This window comes from Gardnerella sp. DNF01195, from assembly GCF_049244175.1.
In the GTDB taxonomy this organism is placed as follows: domain Bacteria; phylum Actinomycetota; class Actinomycetes; order Actinomycetales; family Bifidobacteriaceae; genus Bifidobacterium; species Bifidobacterium leopoldii.
In genome coordinates this window covers 793,390-820,168 of sequence record NZ_CP058383.1, presented here as the reverse complement: position 1 = coordinate 820,168, position 26,779 = coordinate 793,390, and the positions used below count along the sequence as shown (strand labels likewise).

Annotated in this window: 20 protein-coding genes, 1 tRNA gene and 1 CRISPR repeat array; of the genes, 18 read left to right on the top strand and 3 right to left on the bottom strand. The window is 39.6% G+C overall.

What is annotated here, in order from left to right:
* The first annotated feature begins 79 nt into the window (after positions 1 to 79).
* From HXT43_RS03070 to cas2, 5 genes are all read left to right on the top strand, one after another.
* Positions 80 to 1,747: a DUF501 domain-containing protein gene (locus HXT43_RS03070; RefSeq protein WP_174191646.1), complete on the top strand. Its 1,668-nt coding sequence runs from the start codon at positions 80 to 82 to the stop codon at positions 1,745 to 1,747.
* Between the two features lie 140 nt (positions 1,748 to 1,887).
* Positions 1,888 to 1,971 (top strand) — tRNA-Leu (locus HXT43_RS03065).
* A 279-nt stretch (positions 1,972 to 2,250) separates the two neighbouring features.
* Entirely contained in the window at positions 2,251 to 5,766 is a 3,516-nt protein-coding gene (cas9, locus tag HXT43_RS03060) for a type II CRISPR RNA-guided endonuclease Cas9 (RefSeq protein WP_101886014.1), read from the top strand.
* Between the two features lie 17 nt (positions 5,767 to 5,783).
* On the top strand, positions 5,784 to 6,689 hold the full coding sequence (gene cas1 / locus HXT43_RS03055; RefSeq protein WP_101886015.1) for a type II CRISPR-associated endonuclease Cas1: 906 nt from the start codon (positions 5,784 to 5,786) through the stop codon (positions 6,687 to 6,689).
* Complete coding sequence (gene cas2 / locus HXT43_RS03050) at positions 6,686 to 7,018, top strand: CRISPR-associated endonuclease Cas2 (RefSeq protein ID WP_101886016.1); 333 nt, start codon at positions 6,686 to 6,688, stop codon at positions 7,016 to 7,018. Before cas1 ends, cas2 begins: the two co-directional genes overlap by 4 nt.
* A 50-nt stretch (positions 7,019 to 7,068) precedes the next feature.
* A CRISPR array of direct repeats spans positions 7,069 to 7,485; the repeat unit is 32 nt; unit sequence CAAGTATATCAAGAGGGGTAAGAGCTAATTCT.
* A 28-nt stretch (positions 7,486 to 7,513) separates the two neighbouring features.
* On the opposite strand, the gene HXT43_RS03045 is transcribed toward cas2, so the two are convergent.
* From HXT43_RS03045 to HXT43_RS03035, 3 genes are all read right to left on the bottom strand, one after another.
* Positions 7,514 to 7,648, bottom strand: coding sequence for a hypothetical protein (locus tag HXT43_RS03045; RefSeq protein ID WP_257957786.1), 135 nt, complete (start codon positions 7,646 to 7,648; stop codon positions 7,514 to 7,516).
* Positions 7,629 to 7,802 (bottom strand): hypothetical protein, encoded by a 174-nt coding sequence (locus HXT43_RS03040; protein ID WP_101886017.1) that lies wholly within the window; start codon positions 7,800 to 7,802, stop codon positions 7,629 to 7,631. Before HXT43_RS03040 ends, HXT43_RS03045 begins: the two co-directional genes overlap by 20 nt.
* A gap of 1,531 nt (positions 7,803 to 9,333) precedes the next feature.
* Positions 9,334 to 9,561 carry a hypothetical protein gene (locus tag HXT43_RS03035; protein ID WP_101886018.1) on the bottom strand — a complete coding sequence of 76 codons (228 nt, stop codon included), beginning with the start codon at positions 9,559 to 9,561 and terminating at the stop codon, positions 9,334 to 9,336.
* Between the two features lie 368 nt (positions 9,562 to 9,929).
* Here HXT43_RS03035 and HXT43_RS03030 point away from each other — a divergent pair, with 368 nt between their 5' ends.
* The 13 genes from HXT43_RS03030 (at position 9,930) to HXT43_RS02970 (ending at position 26,743) form a co-directional block, all read left to right on the top strand.
* Positions 9,930 to 10,565, top strand: a complete 636-nt coding sequence (locus tag HXT43_RS03030; RefSeq protein WP_004119400.1) for a zinc ribbon domain-containing protein — start codon at positions 9,930 to 9,932, stop codon at positions 10,563 to 10,565.
* Positions 10,566 to 10,754: 189 nt separating this feature from the next.
* On the top strand, positions 10,755 to 11,786 hold the full coding sequence (locus HXT43_RS03025; protein ID WP_101886019.1) for a cation diffusion facilitator family transporter: 1,032 nt from the start codon (positions 10,755 to 10,757) through the stop codon (positions 11,784 to 11,786).
* A 112-nt stretch (positions 11,787 to 11,898) separates the two neighbouring features.
* Complete coding sequence (locus tag HXT43_RS03020; protein ID WP_101886020.1) at positions 11,899 to 12,807, top strand: TrmH family RNA methyltransferase; 909 nt, start codon at positions 11,899 to 11,901, stop codon at positions 12,805 to 12,807.
* Positions 12,808 to 12,877: 70 nt separating this feature from the next.
* Positions 12,878 to 13,945 (top strand): phenylalanine--tRNA ligase subunit alpha, encoded by a 1,068-nt coding sequence (gene pheS, locus HXT43_RS03015; RefSeq protein ID WP_032842538.1) that lies wholly within the window; start codon positions 12,878 to 12,880, stop codon positions 13,943 to 13,945.
* 5 nt (positions 13,946 to 13,950) lie between these two features.
* Positions 13,951 to 16,572: a phenylalanine--tRNA ligase subunit beta gene (gene pheT / locus HXT43_RS03010; protein WP_101886021.1), complete on the top strand. Its 2,622-nt coding sequence runs from the start codon at positions 13,951 to 13,953 to the stop codon at positions 16,570 to 16,572.
* A gap of 257 nt (positions 16,573 to 16,829) precedes the next feature.
* On the top strand, positions 16,830 to 17,369 hold the full coding sequence (locus HXT43_RS03005; RefSeq protein WP_032842537.1) for an arginine repressor: 540 nt from the start codon (positions 16,830 to 16,832) through the stop codon (positions 17,367 to 17,369).
* 276 nt (positions 17,370 to 17,645) lie between these two features.
* Positions 17,646 to 18,860, top strand: coding sequence for an argininosuccinate synthase (locus HXT43_RS03000; protein ID WP_004106825.1), 1,215 nt, complete (start codon positions 17,646 to 17,648; stop codon positions 18,858 to 18,860).
* 37 nt (positions 18,861 to 18,897) lie between these two features.
* Positions 18,898 to 20,415, top strand: coding sequence for an argininosuccinate lyase (argH, locus tag HXT43_RS02995; RefSeq protein WP_004119410.1), 1,518 nt, complete (start codon positions 18,898 to 18,900; stop codon positions 20,413 to 20,415).
* A gap of 165 nt (positions 20,416 to 20,580) precedes the next feature.
* Positions 20,581 to 21,900 (top strand): tyrosine--tRNA ligase, encoded by a 1,320-nt coding sequence (tyrS, locus tag HXT43_RS02990; protein ID WP_004106818.1) that lies wholly within the window; start codon positions 20,581 to 20,583, stop codon positions 21,898 to 21,900.
* A gap of 153 nt (positions 21,901 to 22,053) precedes the next feature.
* Complete coding sequence (locus HXT43_RS02985) at positions 22,054 to 23,676, top strand: hypothetical protein (protein WP_101892146.1); 1,623 nt, start codon at positions 22,054 to 22,056, stop codon at positions 23,674 to 23,676.
* A gap of 145 nt (positions 23,677 to 23,821) precedes the next feature.
* The gene (locus tag HXT43_RS02980; RefSeq protein ID WP_415707270.1) at positions 23,822 to 24,922 is read left to right on the top strand and encodes an HAD-IIA family hydrolase; all 1,101 of its coding nucleotides are present in this window, start codon (positions 23,822 to 23,824) and stop codon (positions 24,920 to 24,922) included.
* Positions 24,919 to 25,722: a TlyA family RNA methyltransferase gene (locus tag HXT43_RS02975; RefSeq protein WP_004106808.1), complete on the top strand. Its 804-nt coding sequence runs from the start codon at positions 24,919 to 24,921 to the stop codon at positions 25,720 to 25,722. Before HXT43_RS02980 ends, HXT43_RS02975 begins: the two co-directional genes overlap by 4 nt.
* A gap of 97 nt (positions 25,723 to 25,819) precedes the next feature.
* Complete coding sequence (locus HXT43_RS02970) at positions 25,820 to 26,743, top strand: NAD kinase (protein ID WP_112928631.1); 924 nt, start codon at positions 25,820 to 25,822, stop codon at positions 26,741 to 26,743.
* Positions 26,744 to 26,779 lie beyond the last annotated feature (36 nt).

Sequence of the window (26,779 nt, the reverse complement as noted above, 5' to 3'; positions counted from 1 at the left end):
AGTAAAGAATTATTTATTTGTAAAACAGCTTTAACAGGAGTAGAAACGCATGGCTAACAGCCAAGAAAGTTCAGATAAAATGCAGAACAGTAATAAGAATTATATTCCAAAAGAAGCTGTAAAACGTTTATTTACTACACCTGCGAGTGATGCTGAGCGTGCAATTGTTGAAAAGCAACTTGGAAGATTCCCTAGAGGAATGGTAGCTGTTGGTGCTCGTTGCGTTTGTGGTAGACCTCTTGCTGTTATTACTAGACCATGCTTAGAAGATGGCACTCCATTCCCAACTACATGCTACCTTACCAGTCCTGAAGCTGTAAAAGCGGTGTCTCGCGTAGAAGCAGACGGTATTATGCGAGAATATAACGAGCTATTACAATCGGACGAAGATTTAAAGAAACAATATGAGCGTGCACATAAGTATTATTTGGAATTCCGTCATGAATTAGCTGTGTCTTTGGGGGATAGTGAAGAGCATATTAGTCAGATGAGCGCTGGTGGAATGCCAGTTCGTGTTAAATGCTTGCATGCTTTGCTTGCGCAAACATTGGTAATGGGCAAAGGTGTAAATCCGATTGGTGACATGGTGTTAGAGCGCATTAAAGATGAGTTTGATCCTAACGTGTGCCGCTGTACTACTCCGTGGAGCGATGATGCATATGCTACTGAAACGGAAGTTGTTGTGGAAGACGAAACGGCTAAAACTGCAGAGGGTGAAGCTGTAAAAAGTGAAACGACTACTTGCGCAGAAAAAACAGTACAGGTTGCTGCAATTGACTGCGGTACAAATTCTATTCGACTAAAAATTGCGCAAGTTTCTGAGCATGGAATGAAAGATATTGTGCCTCGTATGCTTCGCGTCGTTAGACTCGGTCAGGGAATTGACGAAACTCATCGTTTCGCAGATGACGCTTTGAAGCGAGTGAGGGAGGCTGCGCACGAATTTGCGCAAGTTTTGAAAGAACATCCAGTTGATGCGATTCGTTTTGTGGCAACCTCAGCTACACGAGATGCTGAAAATCGTGAGATTTTTGAACAAATGATGATTGATGAGCTTGGTGTTCGCCCTGAAGTTATTAGTGGTAACGAAGAAGCGGCTCTTAGCTTCCTTGGAGCAACAAGCGTTGTGTCTCGCGATGAGTTGCAGCCACCGTATCTCGTAGTTGATTTAGGTGGAGGCTCTACTGAGTTAGTGCTTGGAGGGGATGGTGACTGCTTGCCAGCGCACAAGGTTTCTGCAGCATACTCCATGAATGTTGGTTCCGTTAGAATGACGGAAAGGCATTTGCATACCGATCCTCCTACTGAAGAGGAAATTCAAGCTGCGATTGAAGATATTGACAAGCATATTGATGATGCTTTCAAAGTCGTTCCTGCAGGACGAGCTCGCACTATTATTGGCGTTTCTGGAACTGTGACAACTATGGCTGCTTTGACTATGGGATTGCAGCATTATGATCATACTGCTGTCGATGGTGTGCGTATTGGATTAGAGCAGGCTTATGCTGTTAATAATCGATTTTTGCGTATGCCTAAGGACTGCAGGCGTACGTACGCGACGATTCACCCAGGGCGTGTGGATGTTGTTGGCGGTGGAGCAGTGATTTGGAGCCGAGTGTTGGAGAGATTAGCAAAAGCTGCGTATGAGGATCACGGTGGGGTTTTAGATACGTTTGTTGCAAGTGAGCATGGTTTGCTTGACGGAATCACGATTGATTTGGGAAGAAAGTTACTCGCCACACGCTGAGTGCGTGTGTTTGCGGTTTCTGACGGTTGATGAGTGTGCGTGTTTGCAGTTTCTGACGGATACTGAGAATATGTGTTTGTGATTTCGCCACACGCTGAGCTTGTTCTTTGCTTAAATGTATGGCATAATAAGTGATTGCTGCCTCTGTGGCGGAATTGGCATACGCATCAGACTTAAAATCTGACGCCCTTACGGGCTTGTGGGTCCGAGTCCCACCGGAGGCACAAACGAGGCGCTGCACAGTTTTTAGCTGTGTGGTGCCTTTTGCTTTTCTGAGTTTTTGGGTAGTCTATGACAGTTCAGTAAGACTGATGGGTTAGTGTCAGCAAATGTGCATGAGATTAAAACGTATTATTCGATGAATTGTGTTGTGTTTGTAAAGCGGCTATATTGAGACAACCGTAGCGCAATACATACATAAGATTCTGTTTTTATAAATTGGTTTTTCTTCTGAGATTATGTAATTTTTATACGAGTATAGGATTTTGATGTAAAATTATTTCATGAAGAATGTAACTTATGCTATAGGTATTGATGTCGGTCTTAATTCAACTGGTTTGGCTGCAATACAATTGGACGATAATGGTTGTCCTATAAGAATTCTAAAAGCTTTAAGTTTCATACATGATTCTGGAATTGATCCGACAGGTAGAAAAACTTCGGATACTCGCAAGAAAGTTTCTGGTGTTGCAAGGCGTGCAAGACGTTTGAATAGAACTAGACGCAAGAGATTAAGTAAATTGGATTCTTTGTTAGAATCATTAGGCTATCCAATTGTAGATAATTCTTGTTTAGAGTCTAAAGATTCATTCGAACCTTGGTATATTCGAGGTGAACTTGCTGATGCGTATATAAGTGACGATAAAAAACGAAAGATAATGTTGAGTGTAGCTATTCGTCATATTGCCAGGCATAGAGGATGGCGTAATCCGTATCAATCTGTTAGATCAATGATGCAGGCCAAAGAATACTCCAAGTTTTATGATCAGTTTATAGATACTGTAAACCGTTTAGCTCCTGGTGTTGCTAATTACGGTTGTACCATAGGGCAGATAGTTTGTGATTACATAATGTCTAAAAAAGGCATGCCTTCTCCTAGGATTCGTGTTCGTATCAAAAAAGATAATAAAATTTATAATCCAATTCTACCCGGTAAGTTTATCCAAAGTGATTGTATGCTTGAACTGCGCAAGATTTTTGAGATGCAATCCGTTGATGATACAGATGCTACAAAATTATTAAATTGTGTATTTGAGTCCAAATCTCCTAAAGGCTCTGCTACTAAATTAGTAGGCAAAGATGCTATTACTAATATTGGTCGTCGTGCGTCGAAAGCGTCTCTAGCATTTCAGCGTTATAGAATTATTTCTTCTATTTCAAATCTTCGCATTCGTGAAAATTCTATTGAGAGAAAATTAACTTGCGAAGAAAAACAGCAAGTGTATAAATTGTTGACAACAACTTTTATATCTACTACTGAAAAGGAAGCATTTATTTCTAATGAGTATAGTTGGAATGACGTTTCAGAATTGCTGCATATAAAACGTAGTGATTTGCGAGGCATTGGTAAGCAGACAGGTGATGGTGAATCTATTACTCTTCAGCCGCCTAGATTAGATAGCGAAATTGCAATCTTCTCAGAAACTGGCAATTCTTCTAGGGATAAGTTTGTTAAGGAAAAATTGAAGCCTTGGTGGAATGAGCACACAGATGATTCAGATGAGCATGAGGCTTTTATTGATTTAATCAGTAACTCGTGTGATTTTGAATCAAAAAGTGATACAGCTGCTTCTGCGTTTATAGAAGATCTAGCAGATAATGAATTTGAAATATTAGATAATATAAGTTTGCCTAGTGGACGTGCTGCTTACAGTATTGATACTTTAAATAAGTTATCTCAGCAAATGCTAAATACTGATGATGACTTGTTTGAAGCTCGTAAGCATCTTTTTAATCTCAATGATAATTGGAGGCCTTCAGCTGAACCTATTTCTTCTCCTATAGGTAATCCTTCTGTAGATCGTGTTTTAAAAATTGTAAATCGTTTCATTGTTAATGCAACAAATCGCTGGGGTTCGCCAATGCGGGTGAGTATTGAACATGTTCGTTCTGGTTTTAAATCGGCGAAAATGAGCAAAGATTACACGGATAATATTAATGGAAGAACCAAATTTAGGAACAACTTAAGAATGGAGCTTTCCAAAGAACTTGGAATTAATGCTTTAACTATTTCAGATGCAGATATTCGACGTTATGAAGCGGTGCAAAGACAAAATGGACAGTGCTTGTATTGTGGGAATCCTATAACGTTCAAAACTTGTGAAATGGATCATATAGTTCCTCGTAAGGGAGTTGGGTCTACCAATACTCGTGTGAATTTAGCTGCAGTTTGCGTACTTTGTAATCGCAATAAAAGCAATATTCCGTTCGCAATTTGGTGTAAGTCACAATATTGTGTTGAACATAATATTACCGTTAATAATGCAAATAAAAGAGTGAAGCATTTTATATTTCCTAGTAAATTGTATGGTAATAAAGCATCAAAGTTAAAATTTGAGAAATCTGTTATTGCTAGACTTTCTCAGACTGAAGAAGACGAACCATTTGATAATCGTTCAATAGAATCAGTTGCGTGGATGGCTAATGAGCTACATCATAGAATTGATTGGTATTACAATTCTGAATATTATATTGGCAATACCTATGCAACAGATGCAGTGATTTCCAATACAGATTCTAACCTTGGAACAAGTGTTGGCGTATACGCTGGTTCGATTACTGCTATGAGCCGTAAATTATCTGGAATTGATGGTAAGTTGCAGTTCTTTGATGCAAAGCATAAAACACGCTTCGATCGAAGACACCATGCTGTGGATGCGGCTGTTATTGCCATGATAACGTCCAATGTTTCACAAGCATTATATATAAAAAATAATCTTCGTGAAACACAAAGAATATTGGGGCATCCAGATTATGGTGATTTAGATTGGCGTGATTATCCATCTGAACACGATGCTATGTATTCTAGTTACGAATCGTGGCATAGAAATATGCAAAAGTTGCTTGAGTTGCTTAATGAATCTATGACAGAAAATCGTATTCCTGTGGTTCGGCAAGTTCGTATGAGATATGAAAATTCAGCTGTTCATGATGATAGTATTAACAAGTTACAGAGTTTGCATGTTTCAGACGCAATTAGTTCTGATGATATACTTCGTGCCTCTACTCCTGCACTGTATTGTGCTTTAGTTAATCAGCCTGACTATACCCTTAAAGATGGTATACCATCTTCGCAATCTAGAGTGTTACGAGTGAATAATAAAACGCTTACTGCAAATGATGAAATAACTTTCTTCAATGGTAAATCCGCTCAGATTGCAGTTAGAGGTGGATCTGCTGATATTGGTAATAGCATTCATCATGCTCGTCTTTATAGATATAGAAAATCAAAGAAAGAAATTGCCTATGGCATAATCCGTATCTTCCAAGCTGATTTAAATAAATTCCGCGATGAGGATTTATTTACTTGTGAATTGCCATATTATTCTGTATCAATGCGTTATGCAGATGGCACATTATTGAAGGCAATTCGTGATAATAAAGCTGAGTATATTGGATATTTGCTCGTTGGTGATGAACTTGTAATAGATCCTTCGTTTATAAAGAGCGATACTGTTGCTGGGAAGTTCATACAGTTTCTTAAGGAATTGGGCATTGATTCTGTTGCTTATTCGCATTGGGTTATAGATGGTATACCAGAACCAACCAAGATTAAGCTTCGACCATCCATGTTATCTAAAGAAGGATTTGATAAATTAATTACTAGCGGATATGTAAGCGATGGTAATTATTTAGAAGATGCAGCTAAAGTCTTAGGTGAAAAGGGTTGGATTGTTGCTGTTAATTCACTTGCATCATGTAAGCCTGTAACAATTCGCCGAAATGGTTTTGGTGAAATTCGTTGGAAATCGCTTTCCGGTATGCCGGTTTCTTGGAAATGGTGTAATGATTCAAAATAAATTATGGATGGTGCATCATGCAGAGTGCTTGGCGAGTTGTTGATTGTACGTCTTTAGACGGTAGTCTTACTTATGTTCGTGGAAGATTAGTGGTGAACAATCGTGTTACTGGCGAGATTGTAGAGATTCCTCTTGCTGAAACTGCGGTTTTACTAATTGGATTGCATTGTGGATGTTCACCTGGGTTATTGCATCAATGCGCTGTATATGGAACATGTGTGATGGTATGCAATTGGCAAGGAGTTCCTGTTTGTGCAATGCATTCTTGGAGTGATGTTCCTACTCGTATTGTTACTAGACAGTTGGCTCAAGCTTCGTTATCTATTCCTAGAAGAAAAGCTGCATGGGCTAATGTTGTTAGATCAAAGATTCGTGGACAGGCTGCATGTCTTGATGCGTTGAACATTGAAGGTGGCGGAATACTACGTGGCATTGCAAATGAGGTACATTCTGGCGATAGTACCAATAGAGAAGGTCAAGCTGCAAGAGAATATTGGAAACGTATATTTTCCTCTGAAGAAGATTTTCACAGAGTGCCAGGTTGTAATGTTGGACGTAATGCTGCTCTTAATTATGCTTATACGATACTGAGGGGTTTCTCTATAAAGGCTGTAATTTCTGCAGGGCTTAATCCTGTATTAGGTATGAATCATCATAATAGGTCTAACTATTTCTGTTTAGCTGACGATATTATAGAGCCATTTAGGCCTGCTGTAGATTTTGCTGTAGCTCAATTAGCTGTTGATGATACGCCAGATAGTAAGTCAGTTAAGAAGTATCTTATTGAAAGTGTGAATAAGCAATTTAACGGAGTTGGGCCAACTATACCTAGTGCTCTTAATGATATTGCACAGGCTTATGGAATGTATGTGGAAAAACAGTCAAAAGATTTCTTGGTTCCAGAATACAAGGGAGGATTATGAAAATTGATGAGGATAGTGGCGGAATGTGGTGTCTAGTAATGTTTGATTTACCTGTAGCTACAAAAATTCAAAGGAAAGCCGCTACTGATTTTAGAAATTTGTTGTTAGACATGGGATATGCAATGGTGCAGTTTTCTGTGTATGTTCGTTACACTCCAACTCAATCTGGTAATCGCTCAACCGTAAAAGCAATAAAAGAGAATTTACCACCATTTGGTCAAGTTAGAATACTGCATATTAGTGACCATCAATGGTCTTCTGCGCTGAGATATACTAATTTGCATCAGGATATTTCGTCTGAAACTCCTGAAATTGCCACACTTTTTTGAATGAAAAAATGCCTAAAAAGATTGAAATCTTGCCCCTCTTGAGCTTATAACAAGTATATCAAGAGGGGTAAGAGCTAATTCTCAACAAAACGAAAATATTACTATTCGCATGACCAAGTATATCAAGAGGGGTAAGAGCTAATTCTCAACGAATACTCGCAAAACCAATGAACAATGAGCAAGTATATCAAGAGGGGTAAGAGCTAATTCTCAACCGCGGTCTGATTGAGCGTATTTATTCCACAAGTATATCAAGAGGGGTAAGAGCTAATTCTCAACTTATTGCGCGCACTAGGTTGATGCTTGCCAAGTATATCAAGAGGGGTAAGAGCTAATTCTTAACTTAGGATACTGATCGCGATGCTGATTGTCAAGTATATCAAGAGGGGTAAGAGCTAATTCTCAACACGATGAGGCTTCCCGTACCGTCACCGGCAAGTATATCAAGAGGGGTAAGAGCTAATTCTAAAAACGTACCCCCGGTGAGACTCAAACTTATTCATCTGATGAATGAACTTTACGAGGTACACCTAAATCGTCTGCTATATCGTCGTAGTCATCACCACATTCATAAGGGTCTAGCAAATTATAAGCTTCGATTAGCAACTCTTTAGGTGCGCTCTTGTGCAATCCATGCTTCTACTAAATAATAATCAATTGCAATAGACGGTTCGCCTGCTCGAATGGCACTATTGGCTGCTTCTTTAGAGAGCTTATCCATGTTAGGTTCTGCATATGGACGGAGTTTCTCAACCATGTCATAACAAATTTTCATCATGTCCATTAGTCTTTGACTACTCTAGTATTATCTATCTTATTGTATGCAGTAAGATGCATCGTCTATGTTTTCCTTCTTATATGTATGTATTTTAATTATTGATATTTAGATTATCTGATATACTTTTTATGGAATCTAGGGCTCCTCTTACCCTTAATCTCTTTCTAATAGAGTTGGTTTGGGGGAATGACTGGTCTTCTTATTTTATGTGCAATGCATAAAATGCAATGTTACAAATGTGAGGCCCTCGGCAACCAGCTTTCAAGACTGGAATATTAGTCTGAGGAGTACTTCACATTTTATCATTGTGATTGCTGCATAAAATAAGTTATTATTAAAGCCGGGCGCGAGTCCCTCGCAGCTGTCGTTTACGGCAGAGTGTTAGTCGAGGATTGGCTTGCGCTCGGTTATTTGATGTTTTATCAGAAATTTTAACTGGTTCAATTCCACAGATAAGCACGAGACTGCGAGCATATCGGCTTATATGCCAAAAAGTGCGTGAAGCTAAGCTGATGAATATTATGTGCCTATAATCCATAATCTAAACAGCATTAAAAACTCAGCTAACAAACTGAGAAAACAACGTTCATATGTTACTCGCGCAGTACGTAATCTGCGCCAATAACGCGTTTGACGATTTATTGTTAAATACTCGGCTAATATGGAAAGTAATAATATGTTCAACTGTACTATTCATTGATTATATCGATATGTTAACTTTTTAAATCTTCTAACCAAACTTAAAAAATCACTTGTTTTCTATTTACTAAAGATGATATATTGTAAATGCTAATTCTCAATAAGACTGGACTTGTTATCCAGTTTGATTGCTCAGCAGATTTGATGATTATCACTGCAGGGGAAGCTTCCAGCTTCCCCGTTTTTATTTATTAGTTTTCAAATTAGGGGTTATAGGCCAAAAAGTGGGGTAATTGGCAAAAAGTGTGTAAAGCTAAGCTGATGAGTATTCTTAAAATAGAAGTAGCCCGCTTAGCTTTTTAATAACTACTTGCAGTATTCGCCGCTCTTATGGAACTCATTTCAATCAACTCCAGTACCCTATCTTGCTGGTATTCTAAATACTTCAGATAATCCCTACTTAAGGATTGCAAAGCTACATTACACGTTCAAAATAAAGTTGATAAAAAACGTAGGCGCAATGTATTGATAAGTGAAAAAATTGATTCAGAAAAATGTTTAACGGGATATGTACCAGATAAGGTTCATAGGATGCCTCCTAATGATAATAAGAAATTTGATGAAGCAAATTCACCATCATATATTCATTTCATGTTAACTTTTTTACTTGTTGCGCTGTGTCTTTTCTTTCTATTCAATTCGTGCAATGGTTATCACGATAACGACTATTATTCTGACGCTATATCAATTAGCAATAATGTTTTATGAACCGTTTTTGTTTACATGCAATTTTTGTGCTTGTGCAGAATATAGAAATTCATTTTATTTATTAATGTTTCGTGAGTTTACAATAAAAGTACGGTAGTATATTAAAAGAAATATAAATGTAATAGCTAATTTAAATATAGTTTAATTTGTGAGGAGAAGTAGTTATCAATGGGCTTAATGATAACGAGCTGTCTTCAAATGTTTCCAAGCATTTATCCAGCAAATAATGTGGAGCAGATTCGACAGGAGTCAATGAAAATGTCTCAAGAGCGTCTGCAGCGTCAAATGCGAGCAAGGATTCTTCAATCTCTGCTTTATCAAAAGGAGCAGGAAAAAATTTTTTTTGAACAGGACTCATTCTAAGTCTAGTTAAGCAAACAGCGATGACTATAAAGGTTTGTCTAATAACTAATATTTTTTTACGTTTGTTTTATATCTGATATATTCTTTACGGAAGTTGGATCCCCGTAATCATTGACCTTCAAGGGCTGGTTTTTGGTGTGGTGCAGCTTCCTCTTTAACTTAACTGCAGCATTTCTTTCGATATTTTAACGAGACTTAGGTTTTAAACATACTTTTTGGTCTATAACCCACATTTGCACTTTACTTAGCATATTTGCGATTGACAATCCCGTATTTGTCTTATAGTCAGTTCGATTGTTATAATTGTTGCGAATTTGCAATGCAATAGTTGTATTGCTTAACAACTGAAGTAGAAGGTGAATTATGCTTTGTAATTTTTGCGGTAAAGAGAACGACGCAAATAGTCAAGTATGTGCTAATTGCGGAAATCGCTTAGGAAACCCAAATGTGCAGCAGACTGTTCAAAATACTCAGCAGCCAGCAAACGATACTTTAAATTCTGTTAAAGATGGCTTTAAGAATTTTAATGAGACAATAGATTCAGTAATTGAAGATTCAGATCCTGAGCTTTTACATAAGTACTCTTTGATTGCTTATATGGCAGCTTCTGTTGTTGCAATTATTGCTCCATTCTTGCCACTTATCACTGTAAATTGCTTTGGTCTCTCCAAGTCGTTTAATTTTGTAAACAATAATAACACTCCTGGCGATGGAATTTTCTATATAATTATTGCTATTGTTGCTTTAGTTTTTGCTTTTATGAATAAGTCAAAAATAATGATGATTGTTGGCGGTGTTGCTGCCGTATTTATGATTTTTGAGTTTTTCCATATTAATGGCAAGATATCTTCCCTCAAATCGCAGTTTGGCGGATTCTCGATGCTTGGATCTGTAAGTTATGGCATTGGTTTCTACTTATTCATTCTCTCTGCACTTGCTTTGCTTGGATCCTCTGTATTGTACTACCTGTGTGAAAGAGTGCTAAAAGCAGAGAAATAGCATTACTTTGTAACATGTTTTGTACAATGTTTATGCATGTTGACAGCTTGTGATTACATAGTCATAGACAAAGTAATTGATAATAGTGAACCCCGGCTTAGGCTGGGGTTCATTGCGTATACGGCAAAATGCGAATGATATTGAGAAACGATATCGCCCAAATATTTTAATATTTTAGGAGGCTGGAAAGTGCATAATCATAACGATGTAATTCAAACTAACGGCACTGGTTCACGCTCAAGCAGTGTGAATGCAAATGTCAACTCTTTCGATACTCATTACAATAACGCCAATGCAGCTTCCCAAGCAGCCGCAATTCACGCAAGTCATGCGCATCAGCATCGTTTGCTTCTTACGCTTTCTCTTACTGCAACTGTGTTTTTTGCTGAGGTGATTGGTTCTTTCCTAACTAATTCTTTGTCGCTTCTTATAGACGCAGGTCATATGCTTACAGACATTTCAGTTCTTGCAGCTTCAACAGTTACTGCAATTCTTATGCGTCGTCGTCCAAATAGTAAGCGTACGTGGGGCTGGGCGCGTCTTGAGGTTATTACAGCTGCTGCGGGAGCTCTTATTTTACTGCTTGTAGGAGTGTATGCTCTTGTTGAAGCTGGAATGCGTCTTTTTGGTAGTGGTCATCAAGGCATTCACGATGTAAATCAGCTCCTATTCTTTGGTATTCTTGGTTTAGCTGCGAATTTAGGTTCTCTTGTAATTCTTATGTCTCAATCGCAAGACAACATGAATATGCGTGCTGCCTTTCTTGAGGTTATGAACGATGCTCTTGGATCTGTTGCAGTTGTAGTCTCAGCTATTGTAATGATGAGCACAGGTTGGGCAGGTTTTGATGCTGTAGCTGGTGGTATTATTGCGCTTCTTATGATTCCTCGTGCGTTAAAGCTTCTTAAGAATGCTGTTAAGGTTCTTCTTGAGCAGACTCCTGAAGGTCTTGATTTAAACAAAGTTCGTGAACATCTAGAGCATGTTCCTCATGTGATTGCAGTTCACGATTTACATGCTAGTACTGTCTCTACTGGTATGCCGATTTTTATGGCACATGTCGTTGTGGATCCTAATATGACAATGTCTCAATGCTCTCATGTGCTTTCTCAGCTTCAGGACTGTTTACGCGAGCATTTTCCTGTTTCTGTGTCTCACACTACTTTTCAACTTGAGCCTAAAGGTTATACAACTTCCAGTGCTTCAGAGCATCATGAATAGAGTTTATAAGGTTTTGCTTATAAGTTTTGTTGCAATGAATGTGGCAGGTTTGCATAAATGTGTGAATGTGTATTTCCTGTGTCGTAATCGTTTTTGAAGTAAAGTTATATTTATGCCGTTAAAAGAACTAATTGATAATACTCACAGTGAGCGCGTGCGCAGACTTGTTTCTTTAGGTCGCGCAAAGTCGCATGATTTGCAGCGTTTTTTAGTTGAAGGTCCGCAAAGTGTGCGTGAAGCTATACGTTATGCCACAGATTCGTTATGTGATATTTATGTTACTAAAGATGCTTGTGAAGGTAATGAAAAGGAAAGTTCACAATTTTCTTCTTTGCGGGAAATAGTTAAAGAAGCTTTATCTCGATCTTGTTATGTTCATCCTGTTGAACCGAGTATTATGCAAAAAATTAGTGCTGATTCACAGGGAATTGTTGCGGTTGCTAATTCGAAATCTTTAGATGATATCTATTTTAGTGAGTTTAAAAATTTGCAACAATCAGCACAAGTAAAATCAAAAAACGATTTTAAGCCTCTTCGTATTGCAGCTTGCTGGCAGGTAAGAGATCCTGGCAATGCTGGTGCTATTATTCGCGTTGCAGATGTTGCTGGATGCGATGCTGTTGTTTTTGTTGATGATTGCGTAAGTCGTTGGAATTCTAAGCTTGTGCGTTCGACTGCAGGTTCACTATTTCATCTTCCTGTAGTGCAATTAAGCGTTCAAGACTGGTTCGAATGCGCTGCAAAATCAAATATTCGAATTATTGCAGCTGATATTTACGGAACTGACAAGATTAAACCTGTGCCATTTCCAAAAATTTTAGTCAATTCCGAGGTTATTAGCAGTTCTTTGGCTATTTTATTTGGCAATGAAGCTAGAGGCTTACCTAAAGAAGTATTGCAACAGGTTGACGATATTTCAATAATTCCAATATATGGAAAAGCAGAATCAATGAACCTTGCAACAAGTGCAGCAGTAATGCTTATGGGCTTGGCTATGTCGAGTCATGAGCGAAAAATATAACTTTGGGCAATATTTTGCAATATCGTATATAAACAATGAATATACGTATAACACAGATAGGAAGGGTGCTGTGACCGATAATAAGCCATTCGATATTAAAGCTGTAACTAAAGCAGTAAAAGAAGGTATTGCTAGCGTTACAGCTGCTCAAACTATGGAAGAGCTGAAGGCTGTTAAAACTAAGTATGCTGGCGCGCAGTCAGTGATGACTGTTGCAAGCAAAGCAATTGGTTCTTTGCCTGCAGATCAAAAGAAGGAAGTTGGCAAGGTGATGTCAACTTTGCGAGCTGATTTTGGTCGAGCTTTTGCAGAAGCTACAGAGCGAATTAAAGCCGTTGAAGAAGCTAACATGCTTTCTGCAGAGACTGTAGATATGACTCTTCCAATTAATCGTAAGCCTTTAGGTGCTCGTCATCCTATTGCTCGTATTATTGAAGATTTTGAAGACTTCTTTGTGTCTATGGGTTGGCAGATTTCTGCGGGTCCAGAAGTTGAAACTGAATGGTTTGATTTCGATGCATTGAACTTTGGACCGGATCATCCTGCGCGTCAAATGCAAGATACTTTCTACGTTCAAGGAAATCAAGCTAAGGATGCCGCAGGCTTTGTTGGTTCAAATATGGTTTTGCGCACGCAAACTTCCTCTGACCAAGTACGTGCGTTAATTGAGCGTGGAGTTCCTCTGTATATTGCTTCTCCTGGTAGAGTGTTCCGCACTGATGAACTGGATGCAACGCATACTCCAGTTTTTCATCAATGTGAAGCTTTGGCTGTGGATAAGCATTTAACAATGGCTGATTTAAAGGGTGTTCTCGATCGTTTGGCTGTTGCTATGTTTGGTCCAGATGCAAAGAGCCGTTTGCGACCAAGCTACTTCCCATTTACTGAGCCTAGTGCTGAGCTGGATCTTTGGTTCCCAGATAAAAAGGGCGGCCCAGGCTGGATTGAATGGGGCGGATGTGGAATGGTGAATCCTAATGTCCTTAAATCTGCTGGTTTAGATCCAGAAGTTTATACTGGTTTTGCTTTCGGAGTAGGTTTGGAGCGAACTTTGCTACTTCGACATGACATTAACGATATGCATGATTTGGTTGAAGGCGATAAGCGCTTCAGTGAACAGTTTGTGATGGGGGAGTAAAACTCATGCCAATGGTAGATATTGACTGGCTTAAAGATCATGTTGAAGTGCCAGAAGGTTTAACATACGAACAGCTTGCTAAAGATTTAGTTCGTGTTGGTTTAGAGGAAGAAGAGATTCACACTTCTCAAGTTACCGGTCCAATTGTTGTCGGTTACGTAGTTGACGCAACTCCTGAACCGCAGAAAAATGGCAAAACTATTAATTGGTGCCATGTTGATGTCGGAGATAAATACAACGATGTTGACGAAAACGGTAAAAAAGTTCCTCGTGGCATTATTTGCGGTGCTCCTAATATGGCTGCTGGTGAAAAGGTTGTTGTAACTCTTCCTGGTGCTGTTCTGCCTGGAGATTTTAAGATTGAGCCGCGCAAGACTTACGGTCATATTTCTGACGGTATGTGTGCTTCAGAGCGTGAGCTTGGTTTGGGAGATAGCCACAATGGCATTATTTTGTTGCGTGAATATGGCTTTTCTAAGGCTGAATATGATGAGTTGAAGCCTGGCGATGATGTAATGGAGTTGTTGCATCTTAATAAGCCGATTTTGGAGATTAACATAACGCCTGATCGTGGTTATGCTTTCTCTTATCGTGGTGTTGCTCGCGAATATCATCATTCAACTGGTGCTGTTTATACGGATCCTGTTTCAAAGTTGAATGAGCAGGTATCGCAAATTAATGATGAAGGTCACAAGACTTCAGATATTGACGTGAGCATTGAAGATACTAATCCAATTCATGGTGTACCTGGTTGTGATCGATATTATGCGCGTGCTGTACATGGTTTTGACTCCACTTGTGCAAGCCCACGTTGGATGCAGCGTCGTTTAACGCGTGCAGGTATGCGCAGTATCTCTCTTGCCGTTGATATCACTAATTATGTCATGCTCGATTTGGGTCAACCTCTTCATGCTTATGATTTAGACAAAATTGAAGGTCCAATTGTAGTTCGTCGTGCACATGATGGCGAACATCTTACGACTTTGGATGGCAAAGATCATGAATTGCATGTTGAGGATTTAGTTATTTGCGATTCTCCTCATGGAAACCACGGTTCACGCGTGCTTGGCTTAGCAGGTGTTATGGGAGGCATGTACGGCGAAGTTACGAGTGAAACGAAAAATATTTTGATTGAGGCAGCTCACTTTGATCCCGTTTCAATTGCTCGCACTGCTAGACGACATAAGATTCCTTCTGAGGCTTCTCGTCGTTTTGAACGTGGCGTTGATACTCAATTGCAGCCAGCAGCTGCGCAAATGGCTGCGAATCTTTTGGAACAGTTTGGTGGAGCTAAGCCATCTACATCGCCGTGTGATGTTAATAATACTCAGTCGCGAAATGTGATTGTGTTTAAAGCTAATGAAGTGCAGCGAGTTGCTGGTTTGGAAGTTGATTTGAATCGCATTAGCGATATTCTTACCGATATTGGTTGCTCTGTTGCTGGTGGTGGCAATGGATCCTTCTCCGTTCTTCCTCCAACTTGGCGTCCTGATTTGAATGAGCCTTGCGATCTAGTAGAAGAAATCGCTCGACTTATTGGATATGATGAGATTCCTGTTAAGGTTCCTGCAGTTCCTGTTACTGGTCGAACCGGTTTAACCACGCAACAGCAAACTAGGCGAGCTATTGCTTATGAGTTAGCAGAAACTGGTTTTGTTGAATCTTTAAGTTATCCATTTGTTGGTGAAGAAGATATTAAGGCTTTCCGCCAAAATGTGGACGAAGTTGCTGAAGTAAGTGTTCGTATTGCTAATCCTTTGGCTGGAGACAGACCTTGGCTTCGTCGTTCTGTTTTGATGACTTTGGCTGGCACTGTTCGACGCAATCTTCATCGTGGTTTAACAGATATTTCCATGTATGAGCTTGGTCATGTGTACTTTAGCGATCCAAATGCTCCTGCAATTCCTGCATTACCTGGTTCTGTTAGACCTTCTAATGCTGAACTTGCTGCGCTGGATGCTGGATTACCGGAACAACCTTTGCATGTTGCTGCTTTGCTAACTGGTCATGCTGAAGAAACTGGTTGGCTTGGTACTCATAGAGATGTCGATTGGAGCGATGCTGTTGAAGCACTCCAGCGAGTTGGTAAGAGAATTGGTGTTAAGTTCATTCTCGAACAGTTTAAAGCTCAAGATGCTCCATCTTCTTGGCATCCTGGTCGTAGTGCTCAAGTTTGTGTTCTTGCTGAAGATGGTTCAAGCGTCAATCTCGGTATTGTTGGCGAATTGCATCCGCATGTTTGTGAAGCGCTAGATTTGCCTAAGCATTCTGCAGCATTCGAGCTTGATTTAACTGAATTGTTTAAGAATATGCTTATGAAGCCTGTTCAAGCTAAACCAATTTCGACTTTCCCTCCTGTAAAGCAAGATTTTGCTTTCACTGCACCAATTGAGTTGAAGGCGAATGAATTGCAGTCTGCTATTGAAAAGTCTGCTGGAGATTTGCTTGAATCTGTTGAGTTGTTCGATGTGTATGAGGGTGAGCAGCTTGGAGAAGGTTTGCGTTCTCTTGCTTATTCTGTAACGTTCCGAGCAAATGATAGAACACTTTCTGGCGAAGAGATGGAAGAAGTTCGTAAGAAGATTACGGATGCTGCTGAAGTCTTGCACGCAACTTTGCGAGTGTAAAATATAATATATTTTAATTAATGCGATTGTGCATACGTTCTAATAATAGTATGCATAATCGCATTTATTGCATTATTGACTCTTTTTTCTTTTTATGTAAAGTAACATTCATTTTTTAATGAGAATCTAGCGTTTTCATGCATAATAGATATGTGTGACGAAGAACACATAAATAATTTTTTATGCATGTAGATATGTATACACATATTCGTATATATTTAATTGAAAATATGTTTATGAAAGGTTTTGATAAAACTATGATGAATCCAGAAACGGATGCAGAATCAAATAACGAAGTGTCAATAAAACAGCAACGTCCTGCAACAAAAGCAGCGCGTTTAAACGCTATTGAACAAGCGTTACTGGCAGAAGTGATTACTTCTCAATCTCAACTCGCTAAAGTGTTGGCGCGTCATGGTTTTAATGTTACTCAAGCTACTTTGAGCCGAGATTTAGATGAGTTAAATGCCGTTAAAATTCGATTGACGGATGGCAGGATTGCGTATGTGCTTGGCGATGGTACTGGCAATCGTCATGCTATGGATACTGTGCGAATTGATCAGCAAGTTGCTCGCACTTTAGCAGGTCTTGTCACTGAAGTTGGGCATGCAAATAATATTGTTGTTATTCACACTCCATCCGGCGCTGCACAATACGTTGCAAGTGTTATAGATCGTCAGCCTTTGAAAGGTATTTTAGGATCAGTTGCTGGAGATGATACAGTTATTATGGTTTGCGTTTCAAATGAAGAAGCTGAAAATCGAGCAAATTGGATGCTTTCAGTAGCTTCTCGTTAAACAATTTATTAAGAAATATTGTGGCTATTTAAATAAATATTATATTAGAAAAATAAATTTGCAGTAACGAAAAGAATTTATACGCGTGCAGTGCATTGCTGAGCTGCGCGCGTTTTTATATGTATAACTATAATTGATATATTTTTTATATTTTATAATAACTCTTCAAAGATGATAAAAATATAATAATTTTTTAGCGCATCTGTTGATTTTATTTTATATGTATAATATGCTCTTTATTGTTTATTTATTCAATACATGACCTGGGAGGTCACTATGACTAATAAAAAACGTATTGTCTTGGCGTATTCAGGTGGCCTCGATACTTCTGTAGCAATTCCATACCTTAAAGAGCAAACAGGTCAAGACGTTGTAGCTGTGTCACTAAACGTTGGTCAGGGCGGTGAAGCGCTTGAAGTAATTAAAAATCGTGCTTTGGCTTGTGGTGCAGTTGAAGCATATGTTGTCGATGCTCGCGAAGAATTCGCAGATAACTATTGCATGCTTGCATTAAAAGCTAACGCAATGTATGAAGACGTGTATCCATTGGTTTCTGCTCTTTCTAGGCCTTTGATTACTCGACACTTAGTGAATGCAGCTCATCAATTTGATGCAGACACAATTGCGCACGGTTGCACAGGTAAAGGAAACGATCAGGTTCGTTTTGAAGTTGCAATCCAATCTTTGGATCCAGAATTAAAAGCTATTAGCCCAATTCGAGACTTGTCACTTACTCGTGATGTTGAAATAGAGTTCGCTAACGAGCATAAGCTTCCAATTGAACAGAGCAAGAAAAGCCCATATTCGATCGACCAAAACGTGTGGGGTCGTGCAATCGAAACTGGTTTCCTAGAAGATCCATGGAATGCTCCGACTGAAGAGTGCTACTCTTATACGCAAAATCCTCTTGAATCTCAAGAACCGGATGAAGTTACAATTACTTTTGAAAAAGGTATTCCAGTCGCAATTGACGGTCATAGCGTAACACCTTTGCAAGCAATTGAAGAAATGAATGCAAGAGCTGGAGCGCAAGGAATTGGACGAATCGATATTATTGAAGATCGTCTTGTAGGAATTAAATCTCGTGAATTGTACGAAGTTCCAGGTGCTCAAGCTTTAATTGTTGCACACCAAGAGCTTGAAAATTGCTGCCTGGAGCGTGAGCAGCACAGGCTAAAGCGTGCTCTTGATAAAAAGTGGGCTGAATTTGTCTATGATGGTCAGTGGTTCTCTCCAGTTGTGCGTTCTCTTAACGCATTTATTAATGAGACTCAAGAGCATGTTTCTGGAGAAATTCGAATGACTATGTATGCTGGCAAAGCTGTAGTTACAGGACGCCGTTCTGAGGAATCATTGTATGACTTTAATTTAGCAACATATGATTCTTCAGATACATTTGATCAGCGTGCTTCCAATGGATTCATTGAAATCTACGGATTGTCTAGCAAGGTTGCAGCAGCAAGAGATATGCGCGTTGCAAACAACAACTAATACGATATATATAAAAAAGATATAAAGGTAATAAACTATGCACGATGCAACAAAAGCAGCAGCCGCAGAACTAGAAAATAATGAAACTAATAATACTAATCACCCTATTGCATTGTGGGGTGGACGATTTAGTTCAGGTCCTTCAGCAGAGCTAGCGAAACTAAGCAAGTCCACACAATTTGATTGGCGATTAGCGGATGATGATATTGCTGGTTCTAGAGCTCATGCGCATGCGTTGCATCGTGCAGGTCTTCTTAACGAAAAAGAGTATGCTGATTTATCTTGTGCATTAGATGAATTGCAAAAGCATGTAGATGACGGAACTTTCGCACCCATTGAGGAAGATGAAGATGAAGCTACAGCGTTAGAGCGCGGTTTACTTGAAATTGCTGGAAATGAGCTTGGCGGAAAGCTTCGTGCAGGTCGCTCTAGAAATGATCAAATTGCAGCTTTAATACGTATGTTTTTGCGTAGGCATGCGCGCATTATTGCATCATTATTGTTGTCAGTTTGCCAAGCGTTGCTGAATCAATCAAAAAATGCAAAAGACGCGGTGATGCCGGGTCGCACTCATATGCAACATGCTCAACCAATTTTGCTTGCGCATCAGTTAATGGCACATGTTTGGCCGCTTTTACGAGATGTAAATCGCTTCATAGATTGGGATTTGCGTGCAGATGAAAGCCCTTATGGAGCAGGCGCTTTGGCAGGCAATACTCTTGGTCTTAATCCAGAAGAAGTAGCTAAAGAGCTTGGTTTTTCAAAAGTTTGCGCTAATTCTATAGACGCAACTGCAAGTAGAGACTTAGTTGCAGAATTTTCATTCATTGCAGCAATGGTTGGCGTTGATATATCACGATTAAGTGAAGAAATTATTATTTGGAATACTCAAGAATTTGCATTTGTTCGTTTAGATGATGCTTATTCAACTGGCTCATCGATTATGCCTCAAAAAAAGAATCCAGATATTGCGGAACTTGCTCGCGGTAAAGCTGGTAGATTAATAGGCGATTTAACTGGTTTAATGGCAACTCTTAAAGGTCTTCCTACTGCTTATGCTCGCGATTTGCAGGAAGATAAAGAAGCTGTTTTTGATCAAATTGACACTTTAGAAGTGCTGCTTCCAGCTTTTGCTGGAATGGTAGAAACTATGAAATTTGATCTAAATAGACTTTATGAACAGTCTTCTACTGGTTTCGCTCTTGCTACAGATATTGCAGAATGGCTTGTAAAAAAGGGTGTTCCATTCCGTAATGCTCATACTTTGTCTGGTTTGTGTGTAAAGCGAGCTGAGGAAATTGGGGGAGATCTTGCTGATTTAAGCGATGATGATTTTTCAAATATTCTAAGCGGTTTTGTTGATAGCGAAGAAATTGCGAATATTAGAACAATATTGACTAGTGCTGGATCTGTGTCTGCCAGATGCGGTCGTGGCGGTACAGCCTTCGTGCGAGTTAAAGAGCAAATTGTAGAGGCTGAAAACGCAATCGATAATTATTATAAATTTGCAAATTCGAAAAGCGATGGTTCTGCTTATATTTCGTCTATAAAATAATTTTAAAATTAGATTATTAGCTGTAACGTTATAGTGCCAAGTATCGTACGTTATGATATTTGGCACTTTTTATTATGCGTGTCGTCATGTGCTGCAAAAATTGAAAGGCTTGTGGACGCGCAAAGCGCCCGATATTTATCGGTATTCTGTATTAAGGAGATACGAATGGCTCAGGTCAGGAACTACAAGGAAGCAGGTTTTGCTTCTTTGTTTGAAGAGCTTAAGTGGCGTGGATTAATTTCACAATCTACTGATGAGCAGCAACTTGCTCAAGCGCTTGACGGAGAACCATTAACGTATTATTGCGGTTACGATCCTACTGCTGCTTCATTGCATATTGGTAATCTTGTGCAGCTTATTAATATGCGCCACTTGCAGGCTGCAGGTCATCATCCTATTGCTTTAGTTGGTGGTGCCACTGGTTTGATTGGTGACCCTCGTCAAAGCGGAGAACGCACTCTTAATTCTAAAGATATTGTGGCTGGCTGGGCTGAACGTTTGCGTAAGCAGATTGGCAGAATTTTGCCTCTTGATGGTGAAAATCCTGTTCGTTTTGTTAGCAATTACGACTGGGTTTCTAAGATGTCTGCTATCGACTTCCTGCGTGATGTTGGTAAGAATTTCCGTGTTGGCACAATGCTTTCTAAGGATATTGTTGCTCGTCGCTTAAATTCCGATGAAGGTATTTCTTTTGCTGAGTTTAGCTATCAAGTTTTGCAAGGCAACGACTTCTTGTACTTGTTTGATAATTACAACGTAACCTTGCAACTTGGCGGTTCGGATCAGTGGGGTAATCTCACTTCCGGCATGGATTTGATTCGTAAGGTTCGTGGCGCATCCGTAAACGTGTTTACTAGCCCAATTATTACAGATAATCAAGGTCGTAAGTTTGGTAAGTCAGAAGGTAACGCCATGTGGCTTGATCCTTCTATGCTTAGCCCTTATCGCTTCTATCAGTTCTGGTTCAATCAGCCTGATGATGAAGTTGTTAAGTTGCTTAAGGTGTTCACTTTCTTGCCAAAAGATGAAATTGAGCGTTTAGCTCAGCAAATTCAGGATGATCCTGGAAGTCGTGAAGCTCAGCGCGTGCTTGCGTGGGAAGTTACAAGTTTCGTTCACGGTGAAGATTTAACGAGCCAGGCTATTGAAGCTTCTTCCGCTTTGTTTGGACGTGGCAATCTTTGCAATATTGATGAGCAGACTCTTGAAGCTGCTTTAGATGGCGTTAAGGTTAAGGCTGAAGACGGTAGTTTAGATTTCGCTAAGGCTAAAGTTGCAGATCGTGTTGTTGAGGCTGCAGTTGCCGCAGGTCTGTTCCGCACTGTTTCCGAAGCTCGTCGCGCTATTGAAGCAGGCGGTTTGTATCTAAATAATGAACGTGTAAGTGGTGTCGACGATGTGTTAAGTGAGGACTCTTTCTTGCACGGTCGTTTCGCTTTGCTTCGCCGAGGCAAGAAAGCTATCGGTGCCGTAGAGCGCGCTTAATAAATGTTTGTATTTATTAAAAAATACATCTGTTGTAAGCTTGCTGCTTGATGTATGCTATAGCTTGCTTACAGCAGATGTTTAGTTGTTTTATGAATATAATTAAAATGTGATTTTGTAATAAAATTGCACATAGATGAGAGGTATGCCAGAATGGGCGAAGAACGCGAACACTCGCGGAGTGGTAAGAAATCTTTTGGTGAACGTGGTGGATTTGGTCATCGCAATGGTAGTAAAAGTAGCGAGCGTCGCGGCGGTTTCCATAAAGATGGTTTCCATAAAGGCGGTTTTAAGAAGGGTGGTTTCCGCCGTAATGATGATGACCGTGAAGAGAGCTTCCGCTCTGGCGTAAAGCGTGATGGTGATCGTCGTTTTAACCGTCATGACGATCGTAAAGATGACCGTCGCGGTGGTTTTAAGAAGAATGGTTTTAAGAAGGACGGATTCCGCTCAGAGAATCGCGATAATGATCGTCGCTTTGATCGTAACCGTCATTTTGATCGTATAGATGATCGTCGCGATGATCGTCGCTCTAGAGATTTTGAACATTCTGGTGAAGAAGGTGGCAACCCACGCTACAAGAAGTTTGATGGTGAACATCGTTTTAACCATCGTGACGATCGCAGGGATAATCGTCGTGAGAACCATCGCAATGGCGATTTCCATAAAGATTTTCATAAAGGCTCTAAGGGTGGCTTCCGTGATGACCGCAGAGATGATCGTCGCGATGAGCGCAGAGATAATGAGCGTCGTTTTGATCGTCGTGACAATCGCAGAGATGACCGCAGAGATGACCGTCGCGCAAATTCGCGTAGTAACTTCCGCTTTGAAGATGGTCCACGCCGCAATTCTGACGGAACTGTTTCTTATCCATCTCAAAATCCTTATACAGCACGCCGCCCTGGTGAGCCTAAGATGCCAAAAGGTTTGGAATGGGCAATGCTTTCTAAAGAAGATCGCGAGCGTTTGCGCGGTCTTTCAAAGGAGCATGCTGAAAATATTGGTCTTCATATTCTTGCGGCCTATACTTTGCAAGAAGAAAATCCTGAACTTGCATTAGAACATGCAAAGTGGGCTGCTAAGCAAGCATCTCGTATTGATTTTGCTCGCGAAACTTTAGCTTTTGTGGCCTATCGTCAGGGCGATTACAAGCTTGCTTCTAAGGAATTCCGCACTGCAATGCGAATGAATGGTTACCTTGATTATTTGCCATTTATTGCCGATTGCGAGCGCGGTATGGGAAATCTAGATAAGGCTTTAGAAATTTGCATGTCAGATGAAGCAAAAACCTTAAGAGGAGAAGTAAAAGCCGAAATGTTCCTCGTTTATGCAGGCGTTTTGGCTGATACTGGTCATGCTGATAAGGCTATTGAATTGGTTCATGCAATGGGTCGTTCAAAGGGTCTTCCTGGAGAGTATCGTATGCGTGCAGTTCAAGCAGAACAATACTTCTTGGAAGAAGCCGGTCGTAGTGACGAAGCAATTGAATTAGAGTCTTTGCTTGATAAGCTTGAGCAACAGTATGCTGATGTTGATGACGAAGATATAAATCCTGATGATATTGTTATCGACTATGATTTAGAGCATTTGAATGATGACATGATGGATGAAATTGGCATGAGTGAAGATGATGCTCAATTTGCTCCTGATGAAGAATCTGATGAAGAATCTGAAGTAACTGAAGATTTAGAAGACTCAGAAGAGACAAGTAACTCTGAGAATGCGGATAATACAGATACTATCGAGATGAGTGCTGTTCACGCTGACGAAGAGTAGTTCGTAACATTTGAATATTTGCGCCCGGCTGCTTTTAAGTAAGCCGGGCACTTGCTGCTTTAAGAGTTGATATTTATAAAATAGGCTTAATAAAATTTGAATCTAAATTAAGTGCAGTGTTTAGCAAACTTAAATGAGGTATAGTATGCAAGTTGAAACGAAAAAGAATTTTTCTTCATGTAATCGTCCGTTAAGCGATGCATTTCGTCTAGCACTGCTTGATTTAGATGGTGTTGTATATCGTGGTGGAAATGCTGTTGAATATGCGTCTGATTCCGTTTTGTTTGCGCAAAAAAATGGAATGGCAATTGAATACACAACTAATAATTCTTCGCGTTTCCAATCTGTTGTTGCAAAACAACTGGAAAGTTTTGGTTTAAAAGTAGAACCATGGCAGATTATAACGTCTTCTGTTGTTGCAGCAAGAATGGTAGCTCGCAATGTTGAGAAAGGATCTAAAGTTCTTGTTCTCGGCGCTGAACATTTGCGTCAAGAAGTGCAACGCGTAGGATTAGAGCTTGTAGATTCGTGCGAAGATAATCCTAAAGCTGTTATTCAAGGCTGGTATCCTCAAATGACTTGGCAAGAAATGGCGGAAGTTTCTTTCGCTGTTGAGCATGGTGCAAAATATTTCGTTACTAACCGCGACTTAACTATTCCAAGAGAGCATGGTATTGCTCCTGGATGCGGTTCCATGATTCAAGCTGTTATTAATGCTACGGGTGTGGAGCCTATTTCGTCTGCTGGAAAACCAGAATCTGCAATGTATGATGAAGCAAGGTTTTTGGTTGCTGCTAATGCTAAGCATGATGATTCTGAATGTGAAGAATACACTGAAAAAGACGAGTATGGGAATCCTGTAATTAGTATTGAGCATTCATTAGCAGTTGGAGATCGTTTAGATACTGATATTGAGGCTGGGACAAGAGGAGGCTATGCTTCTTTACTTGTTCTTACTGGAGTTACAGATCCTCGCATGCTTATGCTTGCACCAAAACATTTGCGTCCAAGTTTTGTTTCTAAAGACTTGCGAGGATTAAACGAATCTCATAATGCTCCTGAACGCGTTAACGGTACTACTTTTACTTGTGAAGATGCTATAGCAAGAGTTGTGAATAATAATATTATTGAAGTTAATAACACCAACGATTGCAATGCTTTGAGAGCTGCTTGTGCGCTGGCATGGAGTTTGCAAGATTGCGGTGAAAATATGGAAAATTATACTCTTCCGGAGTTTTCCTTATGACTGTAAATGAGGATTTAAGTAAACTTTCAAATAGCAATATTTCACAACGTTTAGATTGCGCTTTGGTTAAGCGTGGTTTAGCAGAAAGTAGGACAACTGCTCAGCGTTTAATTCGTGCTGGCGTAGTGAGTGTTGACAATCGAAATATTACAAAATCCTCATTTTTAGTAAACAATTCACATGCAATAACAATCAATGAATCAAAAAATACGCAATCTTGTATTAGATACGTTTCTCGCGGAGCGCTTAAGTTAGAAGGTGCCTTCGAAGCGTTTTCTAAAAATGGTTTAACTACTTCCAAATCAACTAAAGCTCTAGATATAGGTGCATCAACGGGCGGTTTTTGCGACGTTCTTTTGCAAAGAGGCGTTCATTCTGTAATAGCTTTAGATGTTGGTCATGGTCAATTACATCCAAAAATAGCTAACAATTCACATGTAATTGAAATGAGCGGTGTAAATATTCGAAATGTGTACGAAGAAAACTTGCCATATAAGCCAAATCTTATAGTTTCTGACGTTTCTTTTATTTCTCTAACGCTTGTTATTCCAGTAATTTCTAGAATAGCTCAATTGCATGCAGATATTGTGCTTTTAGTTAAGCCGCAATTTGAAGTAGGAAAAGGAAACCTTGGAAAAGGTGGAATAGTAACTGACGAAACTTTAAAAATTAAAGCTTTAGAAACAATAAAAAGTTGTGCAAATCAAAACGGTCTAAAGGTTATCTCCTCTTGTGAATCTCCTATTGAAGGAACACATGGCAATACGGAGTATCTTCTTTATGCGCGTTACGAGAAATAAGAAATAAGTTAATCATTGAATGTTTAACATTTTTCAATATGTATCCTAACAATTACAATAGTAGTAGTTGTGTTTAAACAGTACGAAGGGGCTGTATATGCAGGAACATTTCGATACTAATTCCGCTTCGGCGGCTCGTCGTGCTCTTGTAGTTACTCACGCTAGGATCGATGTTCACAGTAATGTGGTAAATCAAGTCAAGACTCAACTTATTAAAGCTGGATTCGTTGTTGACGTATTCAACAGTGCTTCTGTGTCTGATTTTGCTAAAAAAACTACTCGTATAGTTGACGAAAATACAGAAATAGTTGTGGTACTTGGGGGAGATGGCACCATGCTTCAGGCTGCTGAGTTAGTGCATTGTACTACTGTTCCAATTATCGGCATAAATCTTGGCCATGTTGGTTTTTTGGCAGAATTCGAAAGTTTTCAAATTAATGATGCTATTCGTAGAATTGCAAACAAGGATTACACTATTGACAGGAGAATGGAAGCTCATGTAGATGTGTGGCTTCCTGGCGAAAGCGAGCCTTTAAGTGATTGGGCGTTGAACGATATAACTCTTGATCGCGAAGACAGAGGTCGAATGGTAGAACTTTCAATACGAGTAGACGATGTTGAAATGTCATCTTTTGGTTGCGATGGTGTAATAGTTTCAACTCCTACTGGTTCCACAGCTTACGCATTTTCAGCAGGTGGATCAATTATGTGGCCAAATGTAGAAGCATTGCAATTAGTGCCATTAGCTGCTCATGCTCTTTTTGCGCGTCCTCTAATTATTGGTGCCGGTTCTACTTTTACTATTGACATTCTTAATGAATCGTCTTCTGGAGGTTGGATTTGTTGCGACGGTAGAAGACAGCGTGCGCTCCCTCAGGGATCAAGGATTCAAGTTCGTCAATCAAAAGATGAGCTATTATTAGCTAGACTTTCTGGCGCTCCTTTTACGAAGCGTTTAGTTACAAAATTTGATTTGCCAATAGTTGGATGGCGTGAGCACAATAATAATTCTTTAAAATGAATTATTTAAGTAGAAAATAATATTAAATATAGCATT

Coding starts and splice junctions, on each gene's coding strand:
- HXT43_RS02975 (WP_004106808.1), top strand. CDS start 24,919: ATGACTGTAAATGAGGATTTAAGTAAACTTTCAAATAGCAATATTTCA.
- HXT43_RS02970 (WP_112928631.1), top strand. CDS start 25,820: ATGCAGGAACATTTCGATACTAATTCCGCTTCGGCGGCTCGTCGTGCT.
- HXT43_RS02980 (WP_415707270.1), top strand. CDS start 23,822: ATGCAAGTTGAAACGAAAAAGAATTTTTCTTCATGTAATCGTCCGTTA.
- pheT (WP_101886021.1), top strand. CDS start 13,951: ATGCCAATGGTAGATATTGACTGGCTTAAAGATCATGTTGAAGTGCCA.
- HXT43_RS03035 (WP_101886018.1), bottom strand. CDS start 9,561: ATGAGTCCTGTTCAAAAAAAATTTTTTCCTGCTCCTTTTGATAAAGCA.
- tyrS (WP_004106818.1), top strand. CDS start 20,581: ATGGCTCAGGTCAGGAACTACAAGGAAGCAGGTTTTGCTTCTTTGTTT.
- cas2 (WP_101886016.1), top strand. CDS start 6,686: ATGAAAATTGATGAGGATAGTGGCGGAATGTGGTGTCTAGTAATGTTT.
- HXT43_RS02985 (WP_101892146.1), top strand. CDS start 22,054: ATGGGCGAAGAACGCGAACACTCGCGGAGTGGTAAGAAATCTTTTGGT.
- cas1 (WP_101886015.1), top strand. CDS start 5,784: ATGCAGAGTGCTTGGCGAGTTGTTGATTGTACGTCTTTAGACGGTAGT.
- HXT43_RS03030 (WP_004119400.1), top strand. CDS start 9,930: ATGCTTTGTAATTTTTGCGGTAAAGAGAACGACGCAAATAGTCAAGTA.
- HXT43_RS03070 (WP_174191646.1), top strand. CDS start 80: ATGCAGAACAGTAATAAGAATTATATTCCAAAAGAAGCTGTAAAACGT.
- HXT43_RS03000 (WP_004106825.1), top strand. CDS start 17,646: ATGACTAATAAAAAACGTATTGTCTTGGCGTATTCAGGTGGCCTCGAT.
- argH (WP_004119410.1), top strand. CDS start 18,898: ATGCACGATGCAACAAAAGCAGCAGCCGCAGAACTAGAAAATAATGAA.
- HXT43_RS03020 (WP_101886020.1), top strand. CDS start 11,899: ATGCCGTTAAAAGAACTAATTGATAATACTCACAGTGAGCGCGTGCGC.
- HXT43_RS03040 (WP_101886017.1), bottom strand. CDS start 7,802: ATGGACATGATGAAAATTTGTTATGACATGGTTGAGAAACTCCGTCCA.
- HXT43_RS03005 (WP_032842537.1), top strand. CDS start 16,830: ATGATGAATCCAGAAACGGATGCAGAATCAAATAACGAAGTGTCAATA.
- cas9 (WP_101886014.1), top strand. CDS start 2,251: ATGAAGAATGTAACTTATGCTATAGGTATTGATGTCGGTCTTAATTCA.